At 71.9% G+C, this 14,287-nt stretch carries 17 protein-coding genes, 1 pseudogene and 1 riboswitch; of the genes and pseudogenes, 10 read left to right on the top strand and 8 right to left on the bottom strand.

The annotated features are described in order from the left end of the window. Window positions 1-451: 451 nt before the first annotated feature. From ACIRYZ_RS37125 to ACIRYZ_RS37100, 6 genes are all read left to right on the top strand, one after another. Entirely contained in the window at window positions 452-715 is a 264-nt protein-coding gene (locus ACIRYZ_RS37125; RefSeq protein ID WP_402952798.1) for a hypothetical protein, read from the top strand. Between the two features lie 69 nt (window positions 716-784). Beyond that, window positions 785-1,096, top strand: coding sequence for a hypothetical protein (locus ACIRYZ_RS37120; RefSeq protein WP_402952797.1), 312 nt, complete (start codon window positions 785-787; stop codon window positions 1,094-1,096). A 665-nt stretch (window positions 1,097-1,761) separates the two neighbouring features. Then, a riboswitch (TPP riboswitch) is annotated at window positions 1,762-1,896 on the top strand. Between the two features lie 47 nt (window positions 1,897-1,943). Then, window positions 1,944-2,147: a cold-shock protein gene (locus ACIRYZ_RS37115; protein ID WP_224277403.1), complete on the top strand. Its 204-nt coding sequence runs from the start codon at window positions 1,944-1,946 to the stop codon at window positions 2,145-2,147. A gap of 679 nt (window positions 2,148-2,826) precedes the next feature. Beyond that, window positions 2,827-3,102, top strand: a complete 276-nt coding sequence (locus ACIRYZ_RS37110; protein WP_402952794.1) for a hypothetical protein — start codon at window positions 2,827-2,829, stop codon at window positions 3,100-3,102. A 278-nt stretch (window positions 3,103-3,380) separates the two neighbouring features. Next, entirely contained in the window at window positions 3,381-3,677 is a 297-nt protein-coding gene (locus ACIRYZ_RS37105) for a hypothetical protein (RefSeq protein ID WP_402952793.1), read from the top strand. Window positions 3,678-3,721: 44 nt separating this feature from the next. Beyond that, window positions 3,722-4,660 carry a ribose-phosphate diphosphokinase gene (locus tag ACIRYZ_RS37100; RefSeq protein WP_402952791.1) on the top strand — a complete coding sequence of 313 codons (939 nt, stop codon included), beginning with the start codon at window positions 3,722-3,724 and terminating at the stop codon, window positions 4,658-4,660. Between the two features lie 307 nt (window positions 4,661-4,967). Here ACIRYZ_RS37100 and ACIRYZ_RS37095 read toward each other — a convergent pair whose 3' ends face one another. Continuing rightward, complete coding sequence (locus ACIRYZ_RS37095) at window positions 4,968-5,345, bottom strand: CapA family protein (RefSeq protein ID WP_402952789.1); 378 nt, start codon at window positions 5,343-5,345, stop codon at window positions 4,968-4,970. 26 nt (window positions 5,346-5,371) lie between these two features. Continuing rightward, window positions 5,372-5,779: an archease gene (locus ACIRYZ_RS37090; RefSeq protein ID WP_402952788.1), complete on the bottom strand. Its 408-nt coding sequence runs from the start codon at window positions 5,777-5,779 to the stop codon at window positions 5,372-5,374. Window positions 5,780-5,835: 56 nt separating this feature from the next. On the opposite strand from ACIRYZ_RS37090, the gene ACIRYZ_RS37085 reads away from it, so the two are divergent. The 3 genes and pseudogenes from ACIRYZ_RS37085 to ACIRYZ_RS37075 all read left to right on the top strand — a co-directional run bounded on the left by ACIRYZ_RS37085 (window position 5,836) and on the right by ACIRYZ_RS37075 (window position 8,125). Next, entirely contained in the window at window positions 5,836-6,096 is a 261-nt protein-coding gene (locus tag ACIRYZ_RS37085; RefSeq protein WP_402952786.1) for a hypothetical protein, read from the top strand. A gap of 55 nt (window positions 6,097-6,151) precedes the next feature. Then, a pseudogene (locus ACIRYZ_RS37080) lies at window positions 6,152-6,877 on the top strand (uridine monophosphate kinase). 120 nt (window positions 6,878-6,997) lie between these two features. Beyond that, window positions 6,998-8,125, top strand: a complete 1,128-nt coding sequence (locus ACIRYZ_RS37075; RefSeq protein WP_402952784.1) for a site-2 protease family protein — start codon at window positions 6,998-7,000, stop codon at window positions 8,123-8,125. 257 nt (window positions 8,126-8,382) lie between these two features. Here the strand turns inward: ACIRYZ_RS37075 and ACIRYZ_RS37070 are convergent, their stop codons facing one another. The 3 genes from ACIRYZ_RS37070 to ftsH form a co-directional block, all read right to left on the bottom strand. Then, on the bottom strand, window positions 8,383-8,829 hold the full coding sequence (locus ACIRYZ_RS37070; protein ID WP_402952783.1) for a universal stress protein: 447 nt from the start codon (window positions 8,827-8,829) through the stop codon (window positions 8,383-8,385). A gap of 174 nt (window positions 8,830-9,003) precedes the next feature. Beyond that, on the bottom strand, window positions 9,004-9,303 hold the full coding sequence (locus ACIRYZ_RS37065) for a hypothetical protein (RefSeq protein WP_402952781.1): 300 nt from the start codon (window positions 9,301-9,303) through the stop codon (window positions 9,004-9,006). Between the two features lie 88 nt (window positions 9,304-9,391). After that, on the bottom strand, window positions 9,392-11,377 hold the full coding sequence (gene ftsH, locus ACIRYZ_RS37060) for an ATP-dependent zinc metalloprotease FtsH (RefSeq protein WP_402952779.1): 1,986 nt from the start codon (window positions 11,375-11,377) through the stop codon (window positions 9,392-9,394). 144 nt (window positions 11,378-11,521) lie between these two features. Between ftsH and ACIRYZ_RS37055 the strand changes: the two genes are divergently transcribed. Further along, complete coding sequence (locus ACIRYZ_RS37055; RefSeq protein ID WP_402952778.1) at window positions 11,522-11,833, top strand: Hsp20/alpha crystallin family protein; 312 nt, start codon at window positions 11,522-11,524, stop codon at window positions 11,831-11,833. 208 nt (window positions 11,834-12,041) lie between these two features. Here the strand turns inward: ACIRYZ_RS37055 and ACIRYZ_RS37050 are convergent, their stop codons facing one another. The 3 genes from ACIRYZ_RS37050 to ACIRYZ_RS37040 form a co-directional block, all read right to left on the bottom strand. Further along, window positions 12,042-12,605, bottom strand: a complete 564-nt coding sequence (locus ACIRYZ_RS37050; protein WP_402952776.1) for a hypothetical protein — start codon at window positions 12,603-12,605, stop codon at window positions 12,042-12,044. 208 nt (window positions 12,606-12,813) lie between these two features. After that, complete coding sequence (locus ACIRYZ_RS37045) at window positions 12,814-13,416, bottom strand: MBL fold metallo-hydrolase (RefSeq protein WP_402952803.1); 603 nt, start codon at window positions 13,414-13,416, stop codon at window positions 12,814-12,816. Between the two features lie 121 nt (window positions 13,417-13,537). Continuing rightward, window positions 13,538-14,257, bottom strand: coding sequence for a CBS domain-containing protein (locus ACIRYZ_RS37040; protein ID WP_402952775.1), 720 nt, complete (start codon window positions 14,255-14,257; stop codon window positions 13,538-13,540). Window positions 14,258-14,287: the final 30 nt, after the last annotated feature.

Genomic DNA, 14,287 nt, shown 5'->3' with positions numbered 1-14,287 from the left:
ACTCCCGTACCAGTGAAGTCAGGATGATCAAGAGATCGCAGAGTGACCCGATTTTGATCCGCCGTCCGTGGCCCTCAATTCACCCGTTGCCGACAAGGGATGCCGGTCGTATCCCGCCGGTGCCGCCGGCAGCGTGGCCACCTCGCCTGTGATCTCCATCCGGAACTCCCCGGTCGCGTCTGCCCAGACGTGGCCCCCGTCGGCGCATCAACGTCCACGGCCAGATGTACGATGACCACCCGCGGGCCGTGAGCGCCGACCGGGCCTGGCAGGGACACGGCGTACCGCTGGTCCAGCGCCATGGTTTCCCGGCCTCCTCGCGACGCCGCATCGCGGCTTCCAACCCCGACACGGTTCGCCTGCGACCGTGCTGCCATCCTTCCAGACCACCGTTCGGTCAGCCCGCCGGCGCTGCGGCCGGCAGGGGCTGTGTACGGCGACGATCGCGGCCGTGCCGGAGATTGTCGCCGCGCTCAAGACGCGGGAGTACACGCCGGTGACCGTGCCCGAGTTGTTTGCGCAGACCGGAGGCATGAGGCCGGGAGCGGCCTACTTCCACGATGTGCAGGACGGCCTGCTGGGGCGTTCAGGCGGAGTTGTCGACGGCGACGGCAGGTCAGCCGCCACTGGGCAGCGGGCGCGTCCGTTCACCTGGTACCCCGACTGGAGGAGGAGATGTTGCGGCTGCGTTCACATCCTTGTGAGGCTTACTTGACGCCAGCACGGCTCTCGGCAAGCGCGGAGCACACAGCGCAGGTCACGGTGGACGCGAGGAGTGAGCGCGATGCGGATGATGCTCAGGGTTCGCCCGGACATGCATGCTTGGAGAGAGGCACTGAACGAGACCGTTGAGAGCGGCAAGCTGCCGAAGGTCCTCGATTCGTTGCTGGACCGGCTCAAGCCGGAGGCCGTCTACTTCACCCCGTTGGAGGGCGGTCCCACCTGCATCGTCATCTTCGACATGCAGAACAGCTCGCAGATGCCCGCGATCGCGGGGCCGTTATTGCGAGACCTGGGCGCGAAGGTCGAGCTTTCACCGGTGATGACCCGCAACGACCTCCAGAAGGGCATCGCCCCCCTTCAACAGCAGGGCTGAACAGCGATAGGGCGGGCCGCGCCACCGCCTTCCGCGAGCTACCACCGGCTCCTGAACCCCGCCGAGCCCGTCACCGAGGAATTCGTGGCCGGACTCATCTCCAACCTGATGCACGGCCTGCGACCATAGGCAGGTGGGACTGCGGCGCTTGCGCAAGCCGTCCATCCGACACTGCCGGAAGTGCCACATCCAGCAATGGCGGCGCCAGACCCACACCGCACCGGCCCGGCCGTGCAGCCGTGGCAGGGCGAGCGGCTGCGGGTCGTGGACGAGGGCTTCTGGCTGATCGCCGCAGCCTGGCGCTCGGCCGGAGCGGTATCGACCGGCTCGTCCACCACGCCGAGGTCCACTCCCTCAATGGCGAGTCCTATCGCATGCGAGGCCGCGAACTCGGACACGTCCCCACCGACGACAACGACTGACACACACATCCAGCGAGACCACGGCTGGCCCACAACTGAACCGTCGAAACCGGCCCGCGAATTCAGGCTCTTCTGCCGACATCGGTCAGCCAGCCTGTCAGCGGCCGGCAGGAACTGGCCACTAACACCAGCCTGGTCACCCGGACAGCGATGGGGCCGTTCGGCCCTGGTGCCGGGCGGGGGCGAGAGTACCGTGGGAATTGGCCTGCAGGGCGAGCGAGGGAGTTCGACCGGATGGCCCCGGGCAATGGGCGGAGGCTCCGCGCGGGGCGGTTGTCGGCGGTCGGGCTGAGAGGCTGGAAGGTCCGTGAGACCGGAAGGCGACCTCCATCACCTGATCCGGACAATGCCGGCGAAGGGAGCCCACCTTGCAGGTTTCCGTCTGCCCGCACGGCACTGCTGCGAGGCGCGCGAAGGAGAAGCGCATGGCTACCGGCACCGTGAAATGGTTCAACGCCGAAAAGGGCTTCGGCTTCATCGAGCAGGACGGCGGCGGCCCCGACGTGTTCGCCCACTACTCGAACATCGACGCCCAGGGCTTCCGTGAACTCCAGGAGGGCCAGAAGGTGACCTTCGACGTCGTGCAGGGCCAGAAGGGCCCGCAGGCGGAGCACATCCGCCCCGCCTGACCTCCAGCACATGAGCGGGCGCCCCGCACGCACCCGTGTGCGGGGCGTCTTTGCGTCCCCGCACCCTCCTCGGTGGCCGCACCCGGAGATCCGCAAGGCCCGCCCCGAAGGGCGCGGGCCAAGTCCGGCTGTCGCTGCTCGCTCCACAAGGTCGGCGCTGGTCGTCATGTGTGCCCCAGGGCGAGCTGGCTTCGGCGTGGGTGTCCGTCCAGGCGGGGTGCTGGGGCCGATGGGCGACGCCGAGGCGAACGGGGGGCCTGACCCATTGAGGAAGTTCCATCGTGATTGGTGCAGGCCACCGGCCCTGGTGTGACGAGTCGTTGGGGGCTCGCGCGGCTCGTCACGGTGATCGTCGCGCGGAGATCATCCATTACCGCGCGACCTGGTGGTGCGTCAGCACCAGCAGGGCCCGTGCCCGGTGGACATGAGCGGGCTCCCTCCCGGAGCGGAAAGCTGTTCGCCTTCGAGCCTGCCCTGTTGTCCGTGTCGAAACCAGCCCCCGCACTGCCGGAGCCAGCCGCTCAACCGGCCCCGGCAACGTCGGGTGTGTGGCCGAAGCGCGGGACGTGTAAACGCTCGTTCCCGCCCGACCTGTCGGTATCGCTCCGCGCGCCGGGCGTCACCCCAGGGCCGTGCGGGTCCAAGGACTCCACGGACGTCAGCCCCACAGTGCGAAGCGATGGTCTTCAGCCGCCGCTCTGCCTCCGCCGTCGGCGACACCTGGGTGATCGCGTCGAGCGCGCCCTACCGGTCGCCGTTATCCCAGCACTCAAGGGCCGGCGCGGCCAGTCGGCCGGTCTCGGTGAGCTTCGCGGACGCCACCCCCGGCAGCGATCGCTCGTCCGGGGCGCCGTCCGAGGCCGGTTGCCCGGGCGGCTGGTCAGCGGGTGGCATGGTGCTCGGCCTCGGTGGCCTGGAGGCGAAAGGACTCCGTGCCGGTCTCGATCAGGATTGACGGCGGCCGTGAACAGCTGCGGGAGACCGCGGTGAGCGAGCGCCCGCACCGACACGCGTTCTCTGCGGCCGGAGCCCGCATGGCCAGGTTCACCGCCTCGGGTGGCGCATCGCCTCACCGACGGCGGTCATTCACGGGCAAAGCCGCCGCCCATCAGCGGCGGAAGAGAACAACGAAAGGGCCGGTCGGCCCACGAAGGTCGGGGCGTTCAGCCGCTGTCCGCGCCGGAACCGCCTGACAGGCTGGTCGAGTAGAGAACTCGCCGGGAGGTGGCGGCCGTGATCGCAGCACTGATCAGGAAGCTGGGCCGGTTCACGGCAGGCGCGACCCGGGCCGCGAGCCGACGGCCCAGAAAGCCGCGGCAGCGACCGGATCCCGCGCCCGAACCGCGGTCCTCCGCCGGTGGCCTCCCCGCCGCGGCGGGCGCCCCGGCGGCAGGCGGGGACGAGATGGAGCGGCTGCTCGCCGCCGCTCTGCTAGCCGGGCTGATCGCACCGGCGGAGTACCGGCGGGCGATGACCGTCCTGGCCCGCGCCGACGACGCCGGCCGACCGCTCGACGTACCGCTGTGGTGAGCCCGCATAGACGGCCGCCACAGCAGGGAACCCGGGAGGACGCGATGACGAACCCACGGATCCTGTCGGGCACGGCCCATCCCGCGCTCGGCGACGCCGTCTCGGAGGCACTCGGCACCGAGCCGGTCGCGTGCGAGGTGGAACGCTTTCCCGACGGCGAGTTGCAGCCCGTCGTCGGCCATGTCCGCGGCGAGGACGTGTACGTCGTCCAGCCCACCGGTCCCGACGTGAACGAGTACCTGATCGAACTCATGCTGCTCCTCGACGCATGCCGTCGCGCAGGCGCGCGCCGGGTCACCGGCGTCGTCCCGTACTTCGGCTACGCCCGCCAGGACCGCCGCACCCGAGCCGGGCAGTCGGTCGGCGCCCGCGTGGCGCTCGACGCCCTGACGGCCGCCGGTGCCGACCGGCTGGTCGTCGTCGACCCGCACACCCCGACCCTCGAAGCGATGAGCAGCATCCCCGTCGAGACGCTCAGCGCGGTGCCGCTGCTGGCCGCCGCGCTGGCCGAGGACACACCCGCAGCCGCCGTGGTGATCTCGCCCGACCTCGGCGCCGTCAAACTCGCCGAACACTACGGCGAGTTGCTCGGCCGGCCGGTCGCCGTCGTCCGCAAGACCCGCTTGTCCGGCAGCAAGGTACGGGCCGAGGAACTGGTCGGCGATGTCGCCGGCCGACCCACGGTGATCGTCGACGACATGATCAGCACCGGCGGCACCGTCAGGGCCGCCGTCAAAGTCCTGCTGGCCCAGGGCGCGGCACCGGACATCACCGTCGCCGCCACCCACCCCCTGTTCGTGGACCGCGCACCCGACCGGCTCGCCCAGCTCCCGATCAGCCGCCTCGTGATCGCCGACACCGTCCCCCCGCCCCACGCCCCCACGCTGCCCCGCCGCGTACGCACCGTGGCACCGCTGCTCGCCGAAGCCATCGCTCTGATGCACGGCGGCGAGCCGTTGGACACCCTTCTGATGCGCGGCTGACGCACGCCGCCCAACTCGTCGTTGCCCGGCAGGCCGACCACCACCGCCACCGAAGGTGCGGGGCTCGCTCGCTACCTGCGGCCAGGCCACTGCGGCTTCCGCTCCCCGCGGATCTCGAAGTCCATCGCACACCCTGAGCCGAGGTGTTGCGACGACCGTAGAACCCAAGGTCTGACCGGACGGGGCGCGGCGATGACTACCGTTCCGGTGGAGACGCTGACCGCGGCAGCGCTGCATGCCGACGCCCGGGCCGGTCCGGACACCGATGGCCGTGCTCAGCCGGGTTCAGCTGATCGTCTCCACGGCTTTACCGAGCGTCGCCATGACCGGCACCGACCGTGCGGACCCCGGCCCGCTCCAGCAGCGCGCGGGTGTCGGTGAGGGCGTCGAAGCCGTAGTCCAGGGCGTGGTTGTCGGCCAGTGTCACGCAGTCCACCCCCAGCTCGGCGAGCACGTCGGCGGCAACGGGAGGGGCGCGGAAGAAGAACCTCTTGTACGGGTTCGGCCAGCGGTTCCCCCGGTCGGAGATGCAGCACTCCAGGTTGAGCACGACGAGGTCGGCTTCCGCGAGTGCCTGCCGTACCTCGGCGGCGAACAGTGTCTGCGGCGTCCGCGAGCGCCGCAGCTGGTCGGCCACGCCGCGTCCGAGCATCGTGTCACCGGCCAGTGCCACCGTGAGTGCCATCCTTCCGCCCCGCTTGCCCATCGTGTTCAGACGTCGAGCGTCACCTGGCAGGTCCAGCCCCCGGGGCCGCCGGTCAGGTGGAGGCCGTGCAGCGAGACGGCCTTGGGCACCGCCCCGATCTGTTCGGCGGTGTCGGCGTCCGCCATCGTGAAGCGGACCGACACGGCCCGGCCGTCCCCCGTGTCACGGATCGTGTCCACCTCCGTGTCGAGGGGGATCTCGCCGTCGACGTCCATCCGGTAGATGACCTCCTCCAGGACGGACACCAGCAGATCCTCGTCGCTGTCCGCCGCGACCGCGCACACGCGCTCCCCGGCCGGCTGTGCCGCGGAGGTGTCGGCGAGGCCCTCGACCACCGCGTGCACCGCCTCGCGGATGCAGCCCTCCGCGGTCGGCGCCCACGCCTCCAGTCGCAGGTCCGCGGTGTGTGGCACGGCCCGATGACCGCTCCGTGTCCCCTGCTGCCCGGTCACCGACGACAACTCCCCTCATGCCCATCCGCAGCCGAACCTCCCCTTCCAGGCTCGTCCCGCGCACCAGTGCAGGCAATCCGTACCAGGTGCCGCAGGCGGACACGGCCACGAAGGTGCTCGGGGCAGGCCGTACCCTCCCCGGTAGCCCGCGCCAGGCGCCCGACCACCGGCTCTCGGGATCCGAAGCGGTGTTCCTGCACATCCCCCCGGAGCAGCTGGAGCACGTCTTCGACGCGCTCCCCAAGGATCTCCGGTCACTCGTCACCCCCGAGGCGTAGGAGTCCGGCGTAGGAGCGGGAGACGGCGGGCGCCACGGGCCGGTACCGGCGGGTCGTGGTGAAGCTCAGCGGTGAGGCCTTCACAGACGAAGCCGACTGGGGGACCGTTTCGGTCAGCCTCGTGCACCTCGCCGAGGAGATCCTCTCGGTGCACGAACTCGGCGTCCAGACCGCCGTCGTCCTCGGCGGCGGGAACTACTTCCGCGGCCGCGCGGCGGCGGCGTGGGGCATCGGCCGGACCGAGGGCGACACGATCGGCATGCTCGGCACCGTCATGAATGCGCTGCTGCTGCGCTGAGAACTCACCGCGCACCACGCCACCGACGTCCGGGTCATGACCGCGACCGACATGCCCTCCATCGCCGAACCCTTCATCCGGCTGCGTGCCCTGCGGCATCTGCGCCACGGGCTGATCGTGTTGCTCGCCGACGGCATCGGCCAGCCCTACGTCACCACCGACTACGCCGCCGTCCAGCGCGCCCTCGAACTGGAGCCCGACGCCCTGCTGCTCGCCAAGCACGGCGCGGACGGTGTCTACGACCACGACCCGCACACCCACCCCGGTACCGTCCGCTACACCAGCCTCAACCACCGGGACGCCCTCGCCCAGGGCGTGCGGGTGATGGACACGACCGCCCTGGTCCTCGCTGCCGAACACCGCCTGACCATGCACGTCTTCGACGCCGCCGCCACCGGTGCGATGCGCGCGATCTGCCAGGGCCGCGGCATCGGCACCCGCATCTCCGGTGGCGATCCGGCCGGGCAGCTCCCGACAGCATGAGGCGGCGGCCTTGGGGGTCCGGTAGCCCTGGCGGCAGGTCCGTACGGCCCTGTGCCTGCTCTCGCGGCGGGAGGACAGTGGAGGCTCGAAGGCCTTCGGCAAGCCCTGGGAGAGGTCAGGATGCACGGGTCCGTGCGGCTGGGCAGGATCTTCGGCATACCGCTGCGGATCCACTGGAGCGCGCCCGTCCTGATCGTGTTCCTCGGCGTCGGCCTGGCGGGGCAGACGCTCCCCGTGTGGGTCCCGGGCCGCTCCGCCGCCACCTACGGCTTCGCCGGCCTGGTCGGGGCGCTGCTGCTCACCGTGAGCCTGCTCCTGCACGAGACGGCCCACGCGGTCACCGCGCGCCGCGCGGGCATTCGCGTCGACGACATGACCGTCTTCGCGCTCGGCGGCGTCACCCGGATGGGACGTCCCCCGAGCCCACGGCTCCAGTTCGCCGTCGCCGGGATCGGGCCGCTCACCAGCCTGGTGCTGGGTGGGCTGTCCCTGGCCACCGGGCTCGGCGCGCTGCACACCGTCAACTGGGCGATGCCCTCGGCGGTACTGCTGTGGACCGGCTGGACCAACCTGCTGCTCGGTGTGTTCAATCTGCTGCCCGCCGCGCCCCTGGACGGCGGCCGACTCCTCCAGGCGGCGGTCTGGTGGCGCCGGGGCGACCGCGAACGCGCCGAGCGCGTCGCCGGTCAGGCCGGACAGGCCGTCGGCCTCCTGCTGTCAGCCGCCGGCTGGATCGAACTGCTTTACGGCAACGGAGCCGGAATCTGGTTCGTCCTCATCGGCCTGTTCATGTGGTCCTCCGCCACGGCCGAGGTCCGCCGCGCCGCGCTGGTGGCCGCGCTACGCGGCGTCCGGATCGGCCAGGCCATGATCCCCGCGACCGCCGCGCCCGACTGGCTCACCGCGGACCGCCTCCTCGCCGACCCCGCCGCCCGCGCCGCTCACCAGCCGGTGGTCCCCCTGGTCGACGTCGAGGGCCGAGCGAGCGGCCTGCTCGACCTGCGCCGCCTCACGGCGGTCCCGCCCGCCCACCGTGGCGAGGTCCGGGCCCGCGAACTCGCTACGCCCCTGTCACGCTGCCTGACCGCCGCACCGCAGGACGATCTCGTCGAGGTCCTGGACCGTGCGGCCGCTCCGCCACCGGTCCTCGTCCTGGACGACGGCCGACTGGCCGGGATCGTCACCGTCGACGTCCTCGACCGGATCGCCCGCAGACGCCTTGCCGCGACTGGGACCACCCCGCGCTGATCCCGGCGTGCGACCGGTCGGCGATCTCCACGGATACCGCGGGGCGGGGCGCAGAACCGGCATCGGAGCACATGCCCGCCACCGCCGACGGCCTTGGCCTGCCCGGGAATTCGTGTCGCGCGAGCCGGGTCGGGGCCCGAGGCGCCGCCGGACATGGGGCCGGGTGACCCTGGCCCGCGGAGGCCACCGGGCCGACCTACGGGGCGGCCGAGGAAGCCAAGCAGTGACCCGCGATTGGCACGCGCGGCGGCTCTGCGTCAGCGACCGCGCACGATCACGACTGGACACGGCGCGTGCTGGGCGCAGTGCTGGCTGACGGAGCCCAGCAGGGCGCCGGTGAAGCCGCCGACCCCACGGCTGCCCACCACCAACAGCCTTACGTCGTCAGCCGCGGCGGCCTTCAGTAGCGCCTGAGCCGCAGTACCCTCCTCCACCCGGGTGGTGATCTCCACCGGGGCCTCGGTGCCCACCGCCTTCTCGATGCTCTCGGCCAGGACCTTCCCCGCGATGTCCGCGAGCGCCTGCTCCTCGACAGCCGGGACCTTGCTGCCCCACCCGGAGAACGGCGGCTCCCAGGCGAGGACGGCCTCCACGCCTGCGCCAGTCAGCTCCGCCTGCCGAACCGCCCAGCGCAGTGCCCGCCGGGACTGCTCGGAGTTGTCCACCCCGACGACGATCCTCCCCCGAGTCTGCTTGCCGGTCATGGCTTGCCCTTCCCGTCAATCCGAGGGTGTCCTGGCAGTCATCGGAAACGCGGGCTGCCCGGCGCGCCCCGGCACCTTCTCCTGGCAGCATCGGCCGGATCCATCTGACCCGCACGCCGACGTCGGGTAGCTACTCAGGCAGCCGAGCGGGCATCGTGTGCCCGCTGAGTCGGGTCAGCCCGGCCATGTGCCCGGAGCTGCCGCCTCGACGCTCCGCAGCCGCTCCTCTGGACGCGGCGGGCCGGTCCGGCGCCCGCCCGCCATGACCTGTTCCAGCAGCGGGCGGGTCCCGGGCGACGCGGGCTCCTCGCGCAGCGCGACCGTGTCGGTGAAGCCCGGGCCGCGGAAGCCCTGCTTGGCACCGGGCGCGGTGACCTCGGCCGAGGACAGCTCCATCATCGGCCGCCCGTCGCACTCGACCAGCTTGTACGCGGCGTCCAGGTACTTCGGCGTACTTCGGCAGCTCGGCGGCATCCGGCAGCACACGGCCGCCCGGCCCGTGGGCTGCGTGCCGGACGGTTGGCGCCGACCGGCTCGGGACCGGTCTTGGCCGGCTCCCTGCTCATCCCTCCGCGCCGGGCCCAGCACGCCCCGCGTCCCGCGCGGGAACCCTGGCGTGGTCCGGCGGCTTTCGGAGCGGTCCGGACGGCGGCTCCGTGCCAAGGATGGCGAGCACGACCTTCCCGTCCACCGTCTCCTCCGCCATGAGCAGCGCGGCGAGTTCGTCCAGGTGGCGGCGGTGTCCGCGCAGGAGAGCCACCGCCCGCTGCTCGGCCTGGCGCAGCAGCCGGGCGACTTCTTCGTCGACCGTGCGCTGGGTCTGCTCGGAGTAGGGGCGGTGCAGCCGGTCGTCGGGGTACTCGCCGAGGTACTGGGGGGTGCCGGCTGCGTAGCCGACGGGTCCCAGGGCTGAGGAGAGGCCGAACTCGCGGACCATGCGGGTGGCGACCGAGGTGGCGTTGGCGAGGTCGTTGGCGGCGCCGCTGGAGCCCTCCCCGAAGACCACCAACTCTGCTGCCCGGCCGCCGAGTTGGACGGTGAGCAGGTCCTGCAGGTAGCCCTGACTGTAGAGGTGCCGTTCAGCCTCGGGGAGTTGCTCGGTGGCGCCGAGGGTCGTGCCGGCGGGCAGGATGGTGACCTTGGCGACCGGGTCGGCGTGCTCGCACAGGGCGGCCATCAGGGCGTGGCCGGACTCGTGCACGGCGACCGCATGGCGCTCCTCCGGGAGCAGGGCGTTGGAGGACTCGCGGCGGCCGAGCAGGACCCGGTCGCGCGCGGTGTCGAGGTCGCGCGCGGTGATGACGGTGCGCTCGGCCCGTACGGCGTTGATGGCGGCCTCGTTGACCAGGTTGGCCAGGTCCGCGCCGGAGAAGCCGGGGGTGCCCCGGGCGATGCGGTCCAGGTCAACGTCGGCGGCGAGGGTCTTTCCGAGGGCGTGGACGGCGAGGATCGCCGAGCGCTCGGCCTGATTCGGCAGCGGGACGGTGACCTGCCGGTCGAAGCGGCCGGGCCGCAGCAGGGCCGGGTCGAGGGAGTCGGGGCGGTTGGTCGCGGCGAGCACCACGATGCCGGTGCTCTGGTCGAAGCCGTCCATCTCGGCGAGCAGCTGGTTGAGGGTCTGTTCCCGTTCGTCGTTGCCACCGAGCCGCGCGCCGCCGGCGCGCCGGCCGCCGACCGCGTCGATCTCGTCGATGAAGATGATCGACGGTGCGCGCTTGCGGGCCTCGTCGAACAGGTCGCGGACCCGGGAGGCGCCGACGCCGACGAACATCTCGACGAACGCGGAGCCGGTCACGGAAAGGAACGGCACCTCGGCCTCGCCGGCGACGGCGCGGGCGAGCAGGGTCTTGCCGGTGCCGGGCGGGCCGACCATGATCACCCCGCGCGGCCCGTTGGCGCCGGCGGCGGCGTAGCGGCCGGGGCTGCGCAGGAAGTCGACGACCTCGCTGACCTCCTGTTTCACTCCTTCGTAGCCGGCGACGTCGGCGAAGCGGGTGTTCGGCCGCTCCGCCTCGATGATCTTCGCGCGGGACCGTCCGACCGTGCTCAGGCCGCCGCCCATCGCTCTCGTCGCCGTCCGCCCTGACCAGAGGAAGAGCCCCAGGAGGATGAGCATCGGCAGGAACGCGAGCAGGGCGGTCAGCGCCGATCCGCCGCTGGTGGTCTTCGCCGTGATCACGACGTGCTGTGACTGCAGCTGCCGGGTGAGCCCGCCAGTGTCCAGCGCGGTCGGGATCTGGGTGGTGAACTTCGTGCCGTCCTTGAGGGTGCCGCTGACCGCGCCCTTGTCGGTGATCTCGACGGTCTTGACCTGGCCCGCGTCCACCCTGCCGGTGAAGTCCGTGTAGGCGTAGCGCGTCCCCGTTCCGGACGGAGCCCGGGACAGCAGGACGAACAGCGTCACGGCCACGGCGATCGGCAGGATCCACCGCCGCCAGCTCGGTGGATCCTGCGCCGACTTCGGCGCGGGCTTCGGCGGGTCGGACGGTGGCCCGGATCCGGCCCGCCCGGTCGGATGCCGGGCGGGGAAGCGACTGCGCGTGATCATCACGTACCTCCGCCCCCATCGTCCGCCACCGGGAACACCGCAGGCAGGGCCGACCGGACCACCCGACCGGGCCCGCCGACCCTGCCGCACTCCGGGAATGTGGCACTGGGCCGAACCGCCGGAGGGTTTCCCGTGGACCTGCGGATGGGCGAGCACCTCATCCGGGTCGAGGAGTCCGAGGAGGACGGGGCCTACGTGGTGAAGGCCGAGCTTCGGGGGATCGACCCGGACAAGGACGTCGAGATCACCTTCGAGGGCGGGGTCCTGACCGTCCACGCCGAACGCAGCGAGGAGAAGAAGGAGAAACAGCGGTCCGAGTTCCGTTACGGCTCCTTCACCCGCAGCATCCGGCTACCCGAAGGCGTGAAGGAGCAGGAGATCACGGCCAGTTACGACAACGGCGTGCTGACCGTGAAGGCCCGATCGGTGAGGTCGAGAAGCCGACCCGACGGATAGAGATCTCCAGAGGAACCTGACACACGACCAGAGCGGGGCCTGGCCGGACCGCTTCCGGGGCCGGCGGGGCCCGCTCGTCCGCCCGCCTCAAGCTGTCGGGAGGTGCTCTGGCCGGTCGCGCTCGGACATGCCGTTCCCCAAGTTCGCGGGCCGGTCGACCCGATCCGACCGGACAGCGACGGTCCGATCCTCGGCCACGCCGCCTCGCTCAGCTGGGAAGCCGCTTGGACCAGCGCGGCTCGACCTGGCTCCACTGCGCGTCCCACTGGGCGTAGCGGTGGTGGTCCAGCACGCGGGCCGAGCCCTTCCAGGCGGCCAGGCACAGGAGTGAGACGGTTCCGGCGGTCATGGCGGCGGCCGTCCAGGCGGCCGCGGCGGCCTGGCCGCGGGTGATGGGCGCGGAGGCGACCGCGTCCTGGTGGTCGACCCACAGCGGGACGGGGGTACCGGCCCGTTCTCCGGGCCACACCCGGACGGTGGCGGAGTGGGTGGTGCCGTCGGCTGCCGTCCAGGCGGCGGTTGCCGGGACCTGGCTGTAGTCGTTGTTCGAAGGCACGGGCGCGTCGGCAGTCAGGTGCGCGGTGACGGTGTGCCGGGCCGAGGACTGGACGTGCCCGGCGTGCATCTGGGCTCGGTAGGTCAGTAGGCCGGCACTGACCGCGGCGGCGGGAAGGCCGACGACCATGACGACGAGCAGGATGCGGGCGAGCCACCACTGGATGCGGTCCGAGGTCCGCCGTACCGGGTTGTCCCGGCTCGGATGCGTGGACATGGCGTCCGCCTCCCACCGTTCCTGGGGCATCGCCTGAGCTGTCTTCCATCCTTGACCTCAGGCCCTCGCCGGTCATGGTCCAGGTGGCCCATATCGGACCGAAAACCGGCCCTGAACGGACAGGGCCGACTGTGCGAACAAGACCTTGTCACGCGCTGATAGGGCCGGTGGGTCCCTGTCCGCGTGGCAGTCCGTCTGGCGACGGGGGCTACGCTCGTCCGTCTTCCGGCCGGTTGCGGACGTGGGCGGGTGTGTAGGTGCGGCCCTCGCTCCCCCATTCGCCCCACGGTGACCGGTGGCCGGCATCGATCGCACGCAGGCTGGGGCGGCCGATGTGGGCGAACACCAGCCGCCGCACGCCCCGCCGCTGGGCTTCGGTGGCGACATCGCGGACGCTCATGTGCCCGCCGACGCCGCCGCCGCGAAAGCGGATCGGCCGATCCCAGCCGGCGGCCTCGGCGAGCATCAGGTCGGCTCCGTCGGCCCAGGCGGGGAACTCGCAGAACTCCGGTGCCCACACGGCCACCAGGCCGTCAGCCTCGATCCGGTAGCCCCAGGCGGGATGCGAGGTGTGCACGACCGGACACGCCCGGACGGCCAGCCCGTCCAGGTCGAGGTTCCCCGTGTGGGGGACGAGTCCGTGCTCGGCTGCCATCCGGCGCAGGGCGGACCGGAGTTCCGCGTGTTCGTCCGTCACCAGCCAAGCGTCCAAGCGCACTGGGGGTTCGGCGCCCGGGCCGTCGTCGAAGGCCACGGCACTCGGCCCGTGGCGCAGCAGAAGTCCGGCGGGCGCATACCGGGGGGAGTTCATGGCGCCCACGCCCAGCAGCGTCAGGCGCGGGCCCTGTCCGCGCGACCTGCGGGCAGGGGATGTCAGCATCGCCGTGCCTGCCAAGCGGCGTGGCGATCCGGGGCAGGGGTACCGCGCGCGGTCACTTCGGGTGGTGGGCGGCGGAGTACGGCCCGGGCATGCCGCGTGTCGCGGCGGCGCTGATGTCGATGTGGCTGTCGTCGGACATGTAGTGGAGCGTCTGGTGGACGGCCACGACTCCGTCGACGCCGCGGCACAGACGCTCGATGATGGGGACGAGGCCCTTGCGTTCGACCGTCCCGGTCAGGGTGACGACCCCGTCGTCGACGGTGACGTCGACGGCATCCGGCGGGAGCCAGAGCGTGTGGTCGAGGATGTCCTCGACGATCTCCTTCCGCAGCATGTCGTCCGGGCGCAGGAACGGCCGCAGCAGGTCGCGGCGGCTGAGGATGCCCACCAGGCGGCCGTCGCGGTCGGTCACCGGCAGATGCTTGACGCCGCGGCGGTCCATCAGCCGGGCGGCCTCCACCAGGGTCCATTCGGGCCGTGTCGTGACGGCCGGGCTGCTCATCAGGGTGTCGGCGTTCTCGGCCTCGGCACGGGACCTGCCGTGGGGAGGGAGCCAGCGCGCCTCGGGGCGGCCGGTGGCGTCCGGTCGGTGGGCCTGCGCGCGGATGAGGTCGGCCTCGGAGACGATGCCGACCGGATGGTCGGCGTCGTCGACGACCGGGACGGCGCTGATGTCGTTCCGGTCGAGCAGGTCGGCGATCTCCTTGAAGGCGGTGTCGCGATGCGCGACGACCACCTCCCGGGTCATCACGTCCTGGACGGTGCGGTGCATGGTCTTCGCTCCTTCTCCGGCACGGACGCC

Origin of the sequence: Kitasatospora sp. NPDC101155 (assembly GCF_044768305.1) — a bacterium.
Lineage (GTDB): Bacteria > Actinomycetota > Actinomycetes > Streptomycetales > Streptomycetaceae > Kitasatospora.
This window is presented reverse-complemented; position numbering and strand designations above follow the sequence as displayed.